18 protein-coding genes are annotated in these 15,343 nt (G+C 33.1%); 4 read left to right on the top strand and 14 right to left on the bottom strand.

Translation table 11 applies throughout. The features are described from left to right. Positions 1-64: 64 nt before the first annotated feature. A complete protein-coding gene (locus ACUN0F_RS19605) occupies positions 65-982 on the bottom strand; it encodes a DMT family transporter (protein WP_215561488.1) in 918 nt (305 codons plus the stop codon). 146 nt (positions 983-1,128) lie between these two features. Here ACUN0F_RS19605 and pdxR point away from each other — a divergent pair, with 146 nt between their 5' ends. Continuing rightward, positions 1,129-2,562 carry a MocR-like pyridoxine biosynthesis transcription factor PdxR gene (gene pdxR / locus ACUN0F_RS19600; protein WP_445539984.1) on the top strand — a complete coding sequence of 478 codons (1,434 nt, stop codon included), beginning with the start codon at positions 1,129-1,131 and terminating at the stop codon, positions 2,560-2,562. A gap of 121 nt (positions 2,563-2,683) precedes the next feature. On the opposite strand, the gene ACUN0F_RS19595 is transcribed toward pdxR, so the two are convergent. Continuing rightward, complete coding sequence (locus tag ACUN0F_RS19595) at positions 2,684-3,613, bottom strand: NADP-dependent oxidoreductase (protein WP_445539983.1); 930 nt, start codon at positions 3,611-3,613, stop codon at positions 2,684-2,686. 186 nt (positions 3,614-3,799) lie between these two features. Between ACUN0F_RS19595 and ACUN0F_RS19590 the strand changes: the two genes are divergently transcribed. After that, entirely contained in the window at positions 3,800-4,654 is an 855-nt protein-coding gene (locus tag ACUN0F_RS19590) for an alpha/beta fold hydrolase (protein WP_098110499.1), read from the top strand. A 119-nt stretch (positions 4,655-4,773) separates the two neighbouring features. Here ACUN0F_RS19590 and ACUN0F_RS19585 read toward each other — a convergent pair whose 3' ends face one another. Both ACUN0F_RS19585 and ACUN0F_RS19580 read right to left on the bottom strand, forming a co-directional pair. Further along, positions 4,774-5,109 (bottom strand): hypothetical protein, encoded by a 336-nt coding sequence (locus tag ACUN0F_RS19585; RefSeq protein ID WP_445539982.1) that lies wholly within the window; start codon positions 5,107-5,109, stop codon positions 4,774-4,776. 11 nt (positions 5,110-5,120) lie between these two features. Next, positions 5,121-6,290, bottom strand: coding sequence for a ParM/StbA family protein (locus tag ACUN0F_RS19580; RefSeq protein ID WP_046954076.1), 1,170 nt, complete (start codon positions 6,288-6,290; stop codon positions 5,121-5,123). A 211-nt stretch (positions 6,291-6,501) separates the two neighbouring features. On the opposite strand from ACUN0F_RS19580, the gene ACUN0F_RS19575 reads away from it, so the two are divergent. Continuing rightward, positions 6,502-6,903 carry a hypothetical protein gene (locus ACUN0F_RS19575; RefSeq protein ID WP_445539981.1) on the top strand — a complete coding sequence of 134 codons (402 nt, stop codon included), beginning with the start codon at positions 6,502-6,504 and terminating at the stop codon, positions 6,901-6,903. Between the two features lie 139 nt (positions 6,904-7,042). On the opposite strand, the gene ACUN0F_RS19570 is transcribed toward ACUN0F_RS19575, so the two are convergent. The 9 genes from ACUN0F_RS19570 to sleB all read right to left on the bottom strand — a co-directional run bounded on the left by ACUN0F_RS19570 (position 7,043) and on the right by sleB (position 13,710). Continuing rightward, positions 7,043-7,624: an SMI1/KNR4 family protein gene (locus tag ACUN0F_RS19570; protein WP_445539980.1), complete on the bottom strand. Its 582-nt coding sequence runs from the start codon at positions 7,622-7,624 to the stop codon at positions 7,043-7,045. 91 nt (positions 7,625-7,715) lie between these two features. Continuing rightward, positions 7,716-8,144: a hypothetical protein gene (locus tag ACUN0F_RS19565; protein ID WP_000514636.1), complete on the bottom strand. Its 429-nt coding sequence runs from the start codon at positions 8,142-8,144 to the stop codon at positions 7,716-7,718. Between the two features lie 89 nt (positions 8,145-8,233). Beyond that, positions 8,234-8,770: a DUF1697 domain-containing protein gene (locus tag ACUN0F_RS19560; protein WP_046954080.1), complete on the bottom strand. Its 537-nt coding sequence runs from the start codon at positions 8,768-8,770 to the stop codon at positions 8,234-8,236. A 1-nt stretch (position 8,771) separates the two neighbouring features. Then, complete coding sequence (locus tag ACUN0F_RS19555) at positions 8,772-9,854, bottom strand: aromatic acid exporter family protein (RefSeq protein ID WP_445539979.1); 1,083 nt, start codon at positions 9,852-9,854, stop codon at positions 8,772-8,774. 109 nt (positions 9,855-9,963) lie between these two features. Then, on the bottom strand, positions 9,964-10,461 hold the full coding sequence (locus ACUN0F_RS19550) for a GNAT family N-acetyltransferase (RefSeq protein ID WP_445539978.1): 498 nt from the start codon (positions 10,459-10,461) through the stop codon (positions 9,964-9,966). A gap of 26 nt (positions 10,462-10,487) precedes the next feature. Then, positions 10,488-10,844, bottom strand: a complete 357-nt coding sequence (locus tag ACUN0F_RS19545; protein WP_445539977.1) for a hypothetical protein — start codon at positions 10,842-10,844, stop codon at positions 10,488-10,490. A 107-nt stretch (positions 10,845-10,951) separates the two neighbouring features. Further along, complete coding sequence (locus ACUN0F_RS19540) at positions 10,952-11,548, bottom strand: YhcN/YlaJ family sporulation lipoprotein (RefSeq protein WP_048547299.1); 597 nt, start codon at positions 11,546-11,548, stop codon at positions 10,952-10,954. A gap of 26 nt (positions 11,549-11,574) precedes the next feature. Continuing rightward, a complete protein-coding gene (gene ypeB / locus ACUN0F_RS19535) occupies positions 11,575-12,915 on the bottom strand; it encodes a germination protein YpeB (protein ID WP_000943779.1) in 1,341 nt (446 codons plus the stop codon). Between the two features lie 15 nt (positions 12,916-12,930). Beyond that, a complete protein-coding gene (gene sleB / locus ACUN0F_RS19530; protein WP_445539976.1) occupies positions 12,931-13,710 on the bottom strand; it encodes a spore cortex-lytic enzyme in 780 nt (259 codons plus the stop codon). 144 nt (positions 13,711-13,854) lie between these two features. Here sleB and ACUN0F_RS19525 point away from each other — a divergent pair, with 144 nt between their 5' ends. Further along, entirely contained in the window at positions 13,855-14,187 is a 333-nt protein-coding gene (locus tag ACUN0F_RS19525) for a DUF3889 domain-containing protein (RefSeq protein WP_000734892.1), read from the top strand. Positions 14,188-14,337: 150 nt separating this feature from the next. On the opposite strand, the gene ACUN0F_RS19520 is transcribed toward ACUN0F_RS19525, so the two are convergent. Further along, a complete protein-coding gene (locus ACUN0F_RS19520) occupies positions 14,338-15,255 on the bottom strand; it encodes a serine hydrolase domain-containing protein (protein WP_445539975.1) in 918 nt (305 codons plus the stop codon). Positions 15,256-15,343 lie beyond the last annotated feature (88 nt).

The raw sequence follows: 15,343 nt of genomic DNA, 5'->3' as shown, positions 1-15,343 counted from the left end.
GTCAATCCGTATCGTTAATAAAATTCAAGCAGCCCTATTATAACAGGGCTGCTTCTTTATACAACTACATTTCCTTCTCAAATAATTTCCCTTGTTTGAAATAGCTCCGGAGTGTAGATCGATTAGCTAAAAATACACCAACCAAAATAAAACAAGCACCTATTCCCATTGTAGGGTTTAAAGGTTCTCCTAATATGATATATCCTACAATAATAGCAATTAACGGTGATACATATAACCACGTTGACGGGAATACAGGATTTGTTTTTGATAAGAGCCAATAATATAATCCGTGCCCACCAATTGATCCGATAAAGATAAGATATAAAATAGGCCACTGTACACTCCATGAAGCTAATACAGATACATTCGGTTGTTCTACTATGACGGATACGATTAGTAATAAAACCCCTCCGTAAAACATTTGAATACCATTAATGAGAAATGGTGATACACTTTGTAAATCCGAAAGTATTTCTTTTGAGCGAATAGAGCCTATTCCGTAAAATAACTCTCCTATTATTAAAACAAAACAAGCGATACTCCATATGAGACTTACTTCTTGGTGCGTTCCTGGTAAAGAAACAAAAACAACACCTATTAGTGCGATAATTAATGCTACGAGTTGCTCCTTTTGCAATTTTGTCTTATTTCTCTTTGCTTGTAATAACAAAATCATCATCGGCCCCGTAGCAGAAAGTACAGCAGCTAACCCTGAAGAAATATATTGTTCCGCCCAGTACAAAGTTGCGAATGTCATAAACGTTAAGCAAAAACCAGCATATATAATACGTTTTGAAAATACATGTGGCATAATTTCTTTTCGCTTTAACTTAAATATAATCATCAGAATGACGCCTGCTAACAAGAAACGAATTCCTGCTGAAAATAATGGGGGCGCTCCTGCTTCAATTCCGATTTTTATCGTTAAAAATGTTGTTCCGAAAATAATACATACTAAAATATAATTGAAAATGACCATTTTTCTTCCTCCTTTTTACTCTTAACATGAGTATAGAAGGTATGGTGTATAACAGTGTATCTATGTATATAACAGTTACTTAAAATTGTAGTTGATTCTATTTATATTTTTCGCTTTAATAAAATAAAAACGAAAAAGGTGAAACCATGAAGATTGTCCTTCGTAAAGAATCCAACATACCGTATTACCAACAAATATATATGCAAATCGTTGAAAGAGTACAAAGTGGCATGCTTGCGCATGGTGACCTCCTTCCATCTTTACGCTCTATGGCCGAAGATTTGCAGATTAGCCTATTAACTGTTCGTAAGGCATATAAGCAATTAGAAAAGAAAGAATATATACGCATTGAGCAAGGAAAAGGTGCTTATATACATAAACATGTAAAGAAAGATTTCAAACCAATTCCGTACAAATGGCAACAAACGAAAACGATTAATGTTATGCGATCTCAATATGCAATGAATCAGCACCGAAAATATTACGATTTTTCACAAGCGATTTTGTATCCTCGTTTATTGCCAAATCCATTCTTAGCAGATGAAATGCATAAAATACTTCATAAAGACCAGATGATCCTAGCAACTTATGGGCCAGTACAGGGTGATTATGAACTGCGAGTTGAAATAGCAAATTACTTAAGTGAACACCAAAATTTAGTGACCGAGCCATCACAATTATTAATTACAAGCGGAGCACAACAAGGAATTGATTTAATTGCTCAAACATTATTAAAACCTGGTGATATTGTATTAGTGGAAAGTCCTTGTTACAGTGCTGCGCTTGATATTTTCATCAATAAAGGTGCTAAAATTATACCAGTTTCTCTTGATAATCATGGAGTTCGCTCCGACTTAATCGACGATATTTGTCAAAGTAAAAATCCCGTATTATTGTATACGAATCCAACTTTCCAGAACCCGACAGGTACAGTAATGAGTAATGAACGGCGAATGGAACTTATAGAACTAGCAGAGCTATATGAGTTTTTTATAATTGAAGATGATTCTTTCGGAGAAATATATTTTGAGGGTGCTACTATTTCCTCTCCTATCAAAAATTTTGATACGAATGGTCATGTAATATATATAAAAGGATTTAGTAAAACGTTAGCACCAGGATTGCGTATCGCATCTCTTATTGCCGATGGGCCTATTTTTGAATGGTTATATGCTGTAAAAGGTTCAATGGATATCGGTAGTCCTTTATTAACGCAAAAAGCACTCCTTCCTTTTTTACGTGCAGAACGTATGAAAAATCATTTAGAAAAATTACGTACGGCTTTACAAATTAGACGTGATATAACTATTGATATGTTATCACCACTTAAAGAATTACGATTTGAAATACCAAATGGTGGCTTTAATTTATGGATTACACTTCCTGATTCGATAGATCCCTTTACCTTATTACAAAAAGCAAATGAAGTAGATGTCTCTTTTTTACCAGGAACAGCTTGTCTATTAAATACCGATATAAATAATAACAATTTACGGATTAGCTATTCAATGTTAAATGAAAAAGATATGTTGATTGGTTTAGAGAAATTACATGATACAATACGAAACTGTATATTATAGAAATAACATTACATGTCTAATAAGAAATACTATCCAAAATGAAAATGTGACTTTTTGGATAGTATTTCTTTCTGCGTTTTTTGTAGTTCAACTTCACTTTCTCTACAAGCCACTATCTTCATTATCCTCTGACTTTCATTACAATTTTACCTCTAACATGTTGACCTTCACTCAAAATATGAGCTTCTCTAACCCCCTCTTCATTAAAAGGTACAACTTTACTTATAATTGGTTTTATTTTTCCATGTACAATTAATTTTGATAATGCTTCTAATTGCTTTCCGTTTGGTTTTAGCCATAAAAACCCTGATTTTATCCCTTTTACTTTTTGAATTGGCTCATGAACAATCGAAACTAACACACCACCAGATTTTATAATTTGAAAGCTTTTCTCTTGTATTTCGCCACCTATTGTATCTAATACAATATCGAAATCTGATAGTAATTCTTCAAATTTATCTTTTTTATAATCAATAACGAGATCTGCTCCTAAAGACTTTAAAAACTCTTCATTCTTACTACTTGCAGTTGTCGCAACAAAAGCTCCAAATGATTTTGCGATTTGGATTGCCAAACTTCCAACTCCACCAGCTCCAGCATGAATGAGTACTCGGTCATGTTCTTTTATTTTTGCGTAATCTACAAGACTTTGCCACGCTGTAAGTCCTGCAAGAGGAATAGAAGCTGCCTCTTCGAAACTTAGATTAGTAGGCATATAAGATACTAAATCCGAGTTTACTGTAATGAATTCAGCATAAGAGCCCTTCCCTATATTTTCAGGTTTCGTAAATACTTTATCTCCTATTTTGAAGCACTCTACCTCTTCCCCAACTTCTTCAATAACACCAGCTACATCCAACCCTAAAATAATTGGAAATGAAAATCGTAACTGTTCTTGTAAGTCTCCCTTTCTTATTTTCCAATCAACAGGATTAACAGATGTCGCGAGAATACGTATCAATACCTCGTTACCTTTAACAATTGGTTTTAAAACTTCTCTTTCTTTTAATTCTTCAACATTACCATATTGATCTATAACAATTGCTTTCATTTCCATTCCTCCTTGCTATTTATTTTAATAACATACAAATATTTCTCAAAATTTTTTGCCTTGAATGGCTATATACTTATTTTTAGGGGTTATTGCACTATTAATTCCAAAAAGAAACGTATACTCACCTTAGAATCACTCAAAACTGTATTTTCAATTACATTCAAAAGAAATGAGGAGAACTCTATGACTGAAAAGATATTTAAAATAAACGGGATTGATATATGTACAGAAAGCTTTGGGAACCCTAAAAACCCAGCTATTTTATTAATTATGGGTGCTACGTGTTCAATGGTTTATTGGGATGAAGAGTTTTGTGAACAGTTGGCTAACACGGGGAAATTTGTTATTCGTTTTGATAACCGTGATGTGGGATGCTCTGTTACATATGAGCCTGGAACTTCCAATTATACAGTTACAGATATGGCTGAAGATGCAATTGGGGTACTCGATGCTTATCATATTGATAAAGCACATCTATTTGGTATGTCATTAGGTGGTATGATCGCTCAAATTGCTGCTGTAAAACATCCCGAAAGAATTTTAACGTTAACATTATTAGCTACAAGTGTGATAGGCTCTGACGATAATACGCGCGATTTACCTCCGATGGACGAAAGAATTTTAACACATCACGCAAATGGCACGCATTTAGATTGGACAAATGAAAATGTTGTAGCAGAATATTTAGTTTCCGGATCTCGCCTATTATGTGGATCAAAACGAACATTTGATGAAAAAAGAGTCTATAATCAAGTAAAACAAGAAATAGAACGCGCAAACAATCTATTAAGTATGTTTAATCACGCTTTACTTCAAGGTGATGATGCTTATGAAGGTGTGCTTCACTCCATACAAGCACCTACATTAGTTATTCACGGAACAGACGATACTGCACTCCCTTTTGAACATGGTCTCGCACTTATTGATGAAATTCCTAAATCAGTCCTACTAACCCTTGAAGGCGCAGGACATGAAAATCATTCTGATGACTGGGCAGACATCATTCATGCAGTTACTGAACATACATCTAAAATATAGATAAATAACGAATAGAAGGGGCACACCATAATTTGTGCCCCTTCTATTCGTTATATGTAAAAAAGCCCATCACTGTATCCGTATGTATAGTGATGGGCAATACTTATTTTTTTCTATGTTTAAAAAAACGGACAATCTAATTGATCAACAGATTCCCATGATTTTTTTTTTATATTATCGGTGGATTTATTAGCTTCTAGTGGCACATTTTTAAAGGGATTTACTTCGACCTTTAATAAAGATGATGGCTCCACGTATAATGAGAAAACATGGCTACTTGGTATAGCTTTTGACACATCAATATCTCCTACTTGTTTAAAGAGTTGCTGCGCTGCAAGGAAAAAGAAATTGGTTGGGTTTGATTGTTTATTCAGCCATGCAATCATTTCAGATGATACTGATTTATGAATATTGATTTTTACTCGATCACCACGTTTATATCGCCTAGATCGCATACTTCCACCAACTAACTTATCGTTAAGTTTGTAAATCCTAACTCTTTTTGCTTATGCTCTCTATATTTTGGCGAACAAGTGTAGACTAATAATCCACGTGCATTTGTAAATAACGGATTATCTACAAAGATTACATTTGTTAGTCGTCCTTTTTGTTTTAAAATCATTTTTAAACTGTTTTTAATAATTACTGCGCCCCCGCCATAAATAAATACGTATGGATCGTCTTTCATGTCATCAATTTTGTTTATGATATCCGTTGCGACACGCGCTGCTAAACCTAATAATGCTGGTTGTGATTCTTCAACTAGTAACGCATTTCTTGGGTGCTTTTCATGTAAATAAATTTGGTTAAACTCTGTAATACTATCAATCGTCTTTGTTGGATACTTCCGATTCCATCTTGTAATAATTTGTAGTAACGTTTCTTTCACACCGTAAGATAAGCCCTTACTTAGTTGTGGTCTAAAGTTCACACCTAGTGAAACTACTTCTTCTGTCGTCCCTGCACCAATATCAAAAGACAATAAAGTTTTATCAACAAAATCAATTTCTGAAACTTGATTTTGTTCACATTCTATTTTATGTTTCACTACATTTCCTTCTTCATCATATACAATGCCCCACGTACCAGAAGCGCCCTCAGGTAGGCATTTACAATATTCGATTGAAATATTAATTGTCACATCACGTCCGTTTGGATAATGGAACACAACCTTATGATTGCCCATATAACGTTTCGCATTTTCCGCAGCTATTTCTTGTGTAATAAGCTGCATAGGAAGAGCAACAGATAAATCATAACGAATATTAATATGACTTGAAGTTGGACTTTGACGCATAGCACTTACTGCTAAACCAGATAGAATTGTAATAACCATTAACTCATCAGTTGACTTATTTGATTTCTTCTCAACCTCAGTGCCTTTTAATTGATCTTGAATGACTTTTTCCCCAACGATATACCGCACATTATTTAACATTAGTGATGGAGAACTAATGGTCACGTCAATGTGATTTTCTAATTCGGATAATGAAACATCACTCTCGTCTAACAATCCTGTAGGCTCTCCTATATATAAAGAATATATACTCGGAATAAAAATAGGGTCTTGCCCTTTCACCATTAACTTCAAACCGTTATTTCCTGCATCAGCACCAGCTTTTAATAGAATAGACATAACTACCCCCTAAATTAATCTGACATCCCTTCCAAATATATGCGAGCCCATTCTTTTACATTCAAATGTAATGTAATTTTTTATTAATCATAAAAACAAAATATCATGTTCTTGCACCATTTATGTAAAAAGTATTTGACATAAAACTTTTCCAATTTTATACTATGGATGTAAAGAGTTTTTTTACAACTATGGAGGTGTTATTTCTAATATGAATCGCAAAAATTTCATTTTACTAATAATCGTTTTATCGTTACTTGGAGTACTTATACATGGAGTCTATAAATACATCTCTGAAGGTGCGATTTTAGGTGGAACAATCTTCGCAAGTGCAATAATAATTAGCTACCTCATCAATCATATTACGTGGGGAGATCCACATGGAGTATCAGAAGAAAGCAAAGATGAAATGGGACAACAAATCCAATATAAAAGTTTTAAAATTGCTTATTTTGTACTTATATGTCTTATGTTTTTTGTTTTACTATTATTAGAAGGATTTGCATTCCTATTACTCGATGAAATAAAGAACCTTCCTCTTTTTATCGCACTTTGTTCTTCATTCTTTATTTATCCTATTGTCGAACTTATAGTCGCAAAACAATATAAATAAAAAGATGAGATTTTGTAAAGTGATAATAATGTTATTTAATTCTGATTAAAAAATATAAGAGCCTCGCTACCAATCATATTGTAGTAAGGCTCTTTAAAGTTGTTTAATTTCTAACCTTTTAAATGCGGTTGTAGACAAATTATTGAGATTCTTCTAGAAAATTAAAATCACCATCAATTAGATTCTGTAAATACTTATCAAAGCTATTTGCAATCACTTCATATTCATCAGGGTCGTGTAAAAAACGAATGATTTGACCACATACCCCTTCGTCAGAAGGATTAAAATCAATATAAAGCTTTGATGTTCCACCGTTGTTCATACAATCTGAAAAGTGAATATACGTGCCAGGGAGAAGTCCTTCTGGATTTATTTTAGAGTCAACAGCATCCTCTTCATCTTGGTATTCTAAAAGATAGGAGACGTCTTCTCCTTCTTTTGAACTTTCGAGCATCTGCTGTGTAGAAAGTAAATAATATGGATACTCTTCAACATCTGAGCCTAAAATACATACCGCAACTTTGTTTTCTCCATATTTCCGCCAATATGTACCATCGATATTTTCAAGTAAAGAGATTAATGATTCTGGACAATTCGGATATTTCAACCTTAATATATCAATATCCTCTTTTGTAGCACCGCACGCTTTATTTAGTGCTTCGAGATCATCTGTTGATAATGCTGTTCTCAAGCCGTTTAAAAATTTGTTTACCAAATCCATTATTTTATCCTCCCAATAATCAAATATAAATTTTTTAGTCTATATACCTAACATAAATAAGATTTGGCCTTTACCTGTTTTCACATCTAATTTAATTAGTACCATTACGCTCTAGCTCTTCTCGATTAAAGTATTGTTCTAGTAACTCTTTACCTGTTTTGATTGTAGTATAGTACTCTCCACCATACAGTTTCCCTTCTGATGGATTGTGAAAATCTTCGTATTTCTTGAAGTCTTCATTTTCTTCAAATGATTTCTTTGCAAGGTCCATATCTTCTGCTTCTATTTTAGCAAACAATCTACCTATATCGAATACCCCTTCTTCATCAATACTCTCTTCTAAAAGGTAGTGCTCCTCTTCCTCTATAGGTGTTAATTTACTTTTTGTTACAGAATATAAATGTTTCGTTTCTTCTACTTGTACCATAATAAAAATCCAACCAACTCTTACAACCGTACATGGTGCCAACCCTTCAAATGTAAATGCAACTACTTTTTGGTCTTTCACAAATTTCCCCATTTTACCTACCCCTTAATTCGTTTATTTTATACTATAACCATAGCCTCTTAAACATTTATCTGCTCTAAGTGAATCTCATCTTTTTATATTTACATTCCTTCAACTATCGTTTTTAATTTATTCACAGTCCGCCAATTCCTAACTGTAGCTGGTGTATGTAGCTTCTGAAACAGACTCATTAATTTAGAATTTCGAATGCTATTTTTGAAAAATAAATACACAACTTTTTCATGTATAAAACAATCTTCAGTCTCATTTTTTTGCTTAAGCAGATGATCTTTTTCTTTTTCAGAAAGTTCATTTGCTAAGAAGGCAACATGTATACTTTCCCCATCTAACAATGAATCGGCTTCATAGGGGCATCTTTTTATCATATTTATAAATTCTTCATGTGTTCTTAACATGACTGGAACATCAAAACCAAAAACGTTTTTAATTTCCGATTGTATTCGTTTATTTAAAAAATCAATATCTTTTTCAGATTCGAACACGATATTACCGCTTTGAATATATGTTTTTACTTGTTTTAACTCTATTGATTCAAACATTTGTTTTAATTCCGCCATTTTGATTACCTTATGCCCGCCTACATTGATTCCTCTTAGTAATGTAATATAAATTGTCATATTAATCTTCCCCATTTAAATGAGCTGAACAATTGAGTTGATTTTCACTCGCATATTTCTCGGATATTTGTTTTAATTCCTCTAACATATCATGTATAGATAATACCTCAAACAAAATGATAGATTCGCTTGAAAAGTGATGATGATATTGATTTGGTTTACAATGTCCTAAATCATTTTTATAATCCCAAAATTTTTTGTCTAATTCATCAATCAGTTTAAAATGTTCTTCATCTATTTCATTACAATTATTTCTTAATATAGAAATTACAGAATGAACCGTTCGCTGTAATATCTCTTTTTTATTTTGTGACCAGTCCCATGTTTCAATTGGTGCTCGAGCTAAATTATCTATATGATAAATAATTTGCTGCAATATATGGAGTTGCTTCTGCATGGCTAAAAAGCTTCTCATTTCCTTCTTTGTATGTCGATGATATTTCCAATCTTTTTGCTCATATTGAACAAATTGTACCGCTTTATGTAATGATAAATTTAAATTAGATAGATTATGAGTTGTCTCTTTCGTTATAACTTTCCCTTCAATTAATGCATTAAGCCATTCCTCCATAATATTTGCCGTTTTAACAAATAGCTCCTCTGTACATCCCGAAATGGTTTTAAGGTAGTGTGGTGGAAAAATGAAAAAATTCACTAAAGTAGATACTATAATACCAGTAGATGTAGTAGCTAATCGAATTAAAAATGCAGTGAAATAATGATCTGCCGTAATCGGAATCATTGCAACAGCAGTTAATGTTGCGACTAACGTTCCCGCATGTAACTTTAGTTTTTGACATGTAACGATTGTAAACATCGCTGCTAACGCATAAGAAAGAGCCTGATGACCTAGGAAAAATGTTAAAGTCATTGCATACGCCGATCCAATTGTTGAAGCTGGAAAACGAACTAGCCCTTTTTTTATAGAATCCGTTGCAGTTGGCTCAATCGTTACAATAGCCGTGATGACAGCAAAAATAGTGGGTATATTGAAAAATTCACAAACTAGAACTGTAAGAAAAACTGCTATTCCGGTTTTTATCACCCTTCCTCCAACAATATTCCATTTTCTAACTTGATTCATTTTGTATTTCCTTCATTTCTATTTCATTTATATATATACTCTACATTATATAGCGTACTAAATAAAAAAACTTACTACTTTGTTATGCAAGAGTAAGCTTTTCTCCTCATTATTTTATGATAGGTAAATGCATTATAATTTGTTGACCAATTGGTCCCATTCTTCTAAAGCTTTTATCTTGGAAGCCGACTTTTTCATATAAATTTTGTGCAGGAATATTTTTTTCATTCACAGCAAGTACAACTTCATTTTTCATCGGAAAATAACGTTTTACAAACTCTTGTAATAAAGCCAATGACTTTTTAGCATATCCTTTTCTTTGTCTATTTTGATTTACAGAAAACGAAGTTAAAAGTAGAGCGTTTTCATTATCTGTGAACTCCTGTACTCTATCTCCCGTTTGCAAAGCGAAAAGACCAACAGGTACCCCATTGTAATCTAAAATAACAATCACATTTTTTGTTCGATCACTTTTTGCTTTCTCCAATAATTCACCTGGATCTGATGTGAATTGAACTTGTTCACTTGGTAAAGTAAATGTTTGTATAACTTCTTTATATTTCTCCTTATACGGAACTAATTGAATTTCCCCTGTATGTATGTTCATGCTAAACTCTCCCATTTTTCAACTTATTAACTTAAACCTTGCTGCTCTGTTGAATGCACTTTTCCATCTAAAAAGGTAATTTCAACTAATGAAGTTGGATCGCTTCCCTTCCAAGCAAAAATTTGTTTAATTTGTGTAGAATCTTCTACACCTTCTTCTATAAGTAAATTACCATCAAAACCAATTAAATCTTTCACTTCTGTATAAGTCATTCCTTCATTTATGTTCGAGAAATGATTTATATTGATAGAATCTTTCTGCTGCCTTTCCATTACAGTAGAAGAAGTCGCTGTTTGTTTTTTCACTTCTTTCTTCTGTTCACACGCTGCCATACTGAAACCTAAGCATAAACTACATACTATTAATGCGCTTTTTTTCATCATAACAGTTGTCCCTCCCATCATAATTAAACCATATATTCCCTTGAAAATAAACTGAATATTAAATATTATATTGAAAAATCCCCGCACATTTTAGTACGGGGTTAGTTTTATTTATTCAAATGATTATTTGATTGGTCATTCTGTTCTTTTCTTAGTTCTTGTTCTTCATCTTTTGGTAATTGTTTATCATTATCTTTAATTGGATTCGTTTCTCGATTTTCAATCATGTCATTTGGAACTTGTGGCATTACTCGGCCAACAATTGCTGCTAACTCATCAAGTATACCTTCACCTGTTTTTCCTTTTTTAATTTGCTTTCCAATTTGTTTGAGTCGTTCATACGTATCAACATCCGCTACAACGACTGCATTAGCACCATCCGGATCATTTTTTAAACTTTCTGCTACAGAGTATTTAATGGACTCAACACGAGTTCGATCAAGTTTCGCTTTTACATCAATACCTACAATAGCATATTTGCCGACTACTACGGCCGTTGCATCATTTACACCTGGCACACTTGCGGCTAAAGATGCCAAATGATCCGCTGCTTTTTCATTTGGCTTATTTGGTTTGTTCGTATAATTAACATTTTTCGTGGAAACATTTTTTTGCTCAGGTTTTTCGTTTGGATTGTCCTTTTTTCCAATACTGCATCCAGTTATAAAAAAGCAAAGCATCAACATATATATTAGAATCTTCATTATTCTCACCACTTTACTATTAAAGTTTAATCATAAATTTTTTCAACAGCTTGCATTTTCTTCACTTTTTCCTCTGCTCCGCTATTTGCATTAATGAAAATTTGGTACGTATCTTTCCCTAAAGTACCTACAAATTCATAGCAAAGTACTTCATTATGCAAATCATTTACTACGACTGCTTTACGTTCTTCCATAACTTTAACATCTGGATTAATTTTCTTTCTTGCTTCTGTTGCAGTTAGCTTTGCTGAGGGAACTGTTCGTTTTTGGTGTGATGCTAAATATTCTTTTGCGGAAAAACCAACGATAGAACCATCATCTAAAGCAATTTTCATTTGGATTGCTTCTGGATAAATTCGTATACCATTCTCATTTACTACATACGTAAATACACCAACATTATCATATTGTGAGCTATCAAAAAGCTCCATATTTTTAAACTTGTGGTCCTTTAAGAAGGTCAAACCTTTACTTCCTGCATCGTTTAAACTAATTTTCTGTTCTTTAATTTCTCGGTTATTCATAACCCAAATTGGATATCCGCCTTTTCCGGTAATATCCATATAAAACTCATTATTCGTTGCTTCGTCTTTAATTTTCACACTATAAAAAGATTCTTTCGCACCTTTTCCGCTTTTCTCAACATCTACTTTTTCATTTCCTTTTAAGTTCAAAAACGATTTTGCAATTTTCGCTGCTTCATCTTTAGAGATTGCTTTCCCCTCTGCTTCAAATCCACCTTTTTTATTTTTTTGTGCACTAGTAAAGGTCGGTCCGAAGTTTGTAGATGAATACGATGTTACGTTTTTCTCTACTGTTTTTAATCCGTCAATAATTGTATTGTCTGCAGGATCACGATTTGATGCGAGTGCCATCTCAACATCCATCCAGCGTAAATTATTTTTCAAAACAAGATGTTGCACTTTTCGTAACTCATCTTGTATATTTCCTGCATTTGAATATAAAGTTTCCAACGTTTTGTATTCTTGATTATTTAACGGTTCTTTTTCTAAATCACGAATGGCTGCACGGTAACTAAAATCACCGATATTTGCTAAAAATTCTTCCGTTTTATTAAAAGGCATTAATGTTAAAGGCAGTTGTCCTACATCCGAACGAGCTACAGATGTTATTCTCCATACGTCTGCTAATGCAGGTGATAAAGATGCACGTGAATTCATCGCAAGCGTTGTTCCAATTTTGTCGTGCAATAAATCAACCTCATATGCTAAATCATGAAACGCACGTTGATAGCTATTTTCTGCTCGAATTAATACTGCATTCTTCTCTTGGTGCTCTTTATAGCCCCAGTATCCAGTTCCAACTACACCGATTGTTAATAATACGATTACAATACCTCGTAACACAATTCCACCTCCGCTCTATTTACAGAAAATATGTTTCCCGATCTTTTTAATTTGTGGACGAGTCCAAATCCATTTACTTGTTGCGGTATCTGGATTGAAATAGTACAATGCATTTCCTGTTGGATCCCATCCATTAACTGCATCTAATACAGCTTTTTTCGCTGTTTCATTTGGCGTTAAATATATTTGTCCGTCTGCTACCGCTGTAAATGCTCTTGGCTCAAAGATTACACCCGAAACGGTATTTGGGAATGATGCACTTGTAACTCGATTTAAAATAACCGCAGCTACTGCAACTTGCCCTAAGTACGGTTCACCACGAGATTCTCCATATACTGCGTTTGCCATAAGCTGAATGTCATTTTGAGAATAACCATTTGGAACATTTGTCCCTTTATTTTGAGATGGTTTATTTTCTTTTGCAGTACCACCACTATTTCCTTTATTCGTTGTCGTTCCTTTATTAGCTGTTGACTTGTCATACTTCGTTGCTTTTACTAGCATTTGCTTCGTTTTAGCTCCAGCTAAACCATCAACAGGTAGTCCAAATTTCTCTTGGAAATTTCGAAGTGCCCAGTATGTACCCCATCCGAAAACACCATCCACTTTTCCCGTATAAAATCCGTTATATTTCAAACGAGATTGCAGTTCAATGACATCTTCGCCAGATGCTCCTCTTTGAATGACTTGATTAGAAAAAGCTTCAACATTTTTTAGTTGTATACTACTGACCATCAAAGATAGTCCTATGAACGCAAGTAAAACTGCTATTTTAAAAATAGCTTTTTGGCACATGATTTTCCCTCCTTAATTATGTAAATGATTTCTTGGTTATGTTTTGTAAAAGCCTCGCTTTTATGTAAAGAAGACAAAAAAATCCAAACTCATATCGTTGAAAAAATATGTAAACAATATAAAAAAAGATAAAAGGAGTTCATCATGAAAAAATTGTTAAAGCGTATCGCACTCGTCATTTTGTTCATAACTACATGTTCAAATATATATACTGTTCCATCAATTGTTCATGCGCAGCCGCCATATGCCAAATGGGGGAAACTTGCTGTAGAAAAGACGAAAGAACAATACCCACAAGCTGAGATTATTGATTATTTACATATAGGTAGAAAGCCAAAAACCGTTCAAATAACAGTTGAAAAATTTAAATTGTGGCTACGTGAGGACGGAAAAGAATATGGTGTATTTGTTGATGTTGAGTTTGAAACGAAGACGGATAAATTTATAAAAATGTCGTTTCATAAGACGAGTAGATAAAATGAAAGAAACCCCACTGTTTATATTTTAAACAGTGGGGTTTCTTTTACATTTATTCACAAATTAAGTAATAAGGTTATGAAACGCTAGAAGATTTAATCGTAATCTAAAAGGAATATCATTTTTACACTCCTCATACATGCTCTTTCATTAAATGTGATTAGAATACTCATGTATATGCTCAATAAATAATTTCAATGGAACGAGTCCGCGTTTTGGCATATGACTACTTATTACAACAACAAGCTCTAACTGCGGAATGATAACGATGTATTGTCCGCCATATCCCATAGCAAAATACATACAATACGGTATGTGAAATCTTTCGTTATTCAATACCCACCAGTGATATCCATATGCCCCGACATGTTCATACGTTTCAAATAGAGGTGTACTTGATTCTTCTAACCATTTCGATGATACAATTTCATTCTCCTGCAAATATCCATTCTGCAAACATAATATTCCGAGCTTTAATAAATCTTTAGATTTCATTTTCATACCGAAACCACCGACATGTATTCCTTGGGGATCTTGTTGCCATTCATATTCGGTAATTTCTAATGGATCAAATAAATATCTTTTCGTAAACTGCCCTGTCGACATTCCAGTAGCTTTTTGGATAATGTAACTAAGTAAATGCGAAGAACCTGAGTTATAATTCATTTTTGTAGCGGGTTTTTCAATTATTGGTTTTTCTAATATATACTGCACCCAGTTTTCCGATTCTACAAAATCATTTGGGAACACTACTCCATTTCCGAACTCTTTCCAATCCTCACCTGTTGTCATCGTTAATAGATGATAAATTGTTAATTCGTTTTTTTCTTCTGATATATTTGGAATCCATTTTGTAATTGGTGTATGTATATCATGTATATATCCTTTATCGATTGCAATACCTACTAATATGGACACAATACTTTTTGTAATCGAATTTATTTTAAATAGATTATTTTCACACTCTAACGTTTTATAATACTTAGTTGTTAACTCACCCTTTTGATAAACAAGAAATGTATTTACTTTTTTCTTTTCAAATTTATTTTCTAGTTGCTTGAAATCCAACACTTTACCTCCAATTAAATCATTACCTTATTTATTATATCTTGTAGCTTTAATTAAAACATAAATGTGTTCAAATAAAAAACAAACC

The sequence above is a fragment of the Bacillus sp. 1A genome, assembly GCF_052682215.1.
Note: the sequence above shows the minus strand (reverse complement) of the source record. Positions and strands in the feature narration are given on the sequence as shown.

Bases quoted from the DNA above. Each gene is read 5' to 3' on its own strand.
- ACUN0F_RS19605 (WP_215561488.1), bottom strand. From the start codon at position 982: ATGGTCATTTTCAATTATATTTTAGTATGTATTATTTTCGGAACAACA.
- pdxR (WP_445539984.1), top strand. From the start codon at position 1,129: ATGAAGATTGTCCTTCGTAAAGAATCCAACATACCGTATTACCAACAA.
- ACUN0F_RS19595 (WP_445539983.1), bottom strand. From the start codon at position 3,613: ATGAAAGCAATTGTTATAGATCAATATGGTAATGTTGAAGAATTAAAA.
- ACUN0F_RS19590 (WP_098110499.1), top strand. From the start codon at position 3,800: ATGACTGAAAAGATATTTAAAATAAACGGGATTGATATATGTACAGAA.
- ACUN0F_RS19585 (WP_445539982.1), bottom strand. From the start codon at position 5,109: ATGCGATCTAGGCGATATAAACGTGGTGATCGAGTAAAAATCAATATT.
- ACUN0F_RS19580 (WP_046954076.1), bottom strand. From the start codon at position 6,290: ATGTCTATTCTATTAAAAGCTGGTGCTGATGCAGGAAATAACGGTTTG.
- ACUN0F_RS19575 (WP_445539981.1), top strand. From the start codon at position 6,502: ATGAATCGCAAAAATTTCATTTTACTAATAATCGTTTTATCGTTACTT.
- ACUN0F_RS19570 (WP_445539980.1), bottom strand. From the start codon at position 7,624: ATGGATTTGGTAAACAAATTTTTAAACGGCTTGAGAACAGCATTATCA.
- ACUN0F_RS19565 (WP_000514636.1), bottom strand. From the start codon at position 8,144: ATGGGGAAATTTGTGAAAGACCAAAAAGTAGTTGCATTTACATTTGAA.
- ACUN0F_RS19560 (WP_046954080.1), bottom strand. From the start codon at position 8,770: ATGACAATTTATATTACATTACTAAGAGGAATCAATGTAGGCGGGCAT.
- ACUN0F_RS19555 (WP_445539979.1), bottom strand. From the start codon at position 9,854: ATGAATCAAGTTAGAAAATGGAATATTGTTGGAGGAAGGGTGATAAAA.
- ACUN0F_RS19550 (WP_445539978.1), bottom strand. From the start codon at position 10,461: ATGAACATACATACAGGGGAAATTCAATTAGTTCCGTATAAGGAGAAA.
- ACUN0F_RS19545 (WP_445539977.1), bottom strand. From the start codon at position 10,844: ATGATGAAAAAAAGCGCATTAATAGTATGTAGTTTATGCTTAGGTTTC.
- ACUN0F_RS19540 (WP_048547299.1), bottom strand. From the start codon at position 11,548: ATGAAGATTCTAATATATATGTTGATGCTTTGCTTTTTTATAACTGGA.
- sleB (WP_445539976.1), bottom strand. From the start codon at position 13,710: ATGTGCCAAAAAGCTATTTTTAAAATAGCAGTTTTACTTGCGTTCATA.
- ACUN0F_RS19525 (WP_000734892.1), top strand. From the start codon at position 13,855: ATGAAAAAATTGTTAAAGCGTATCGCACTCGTCATTTTGTTCATAACT.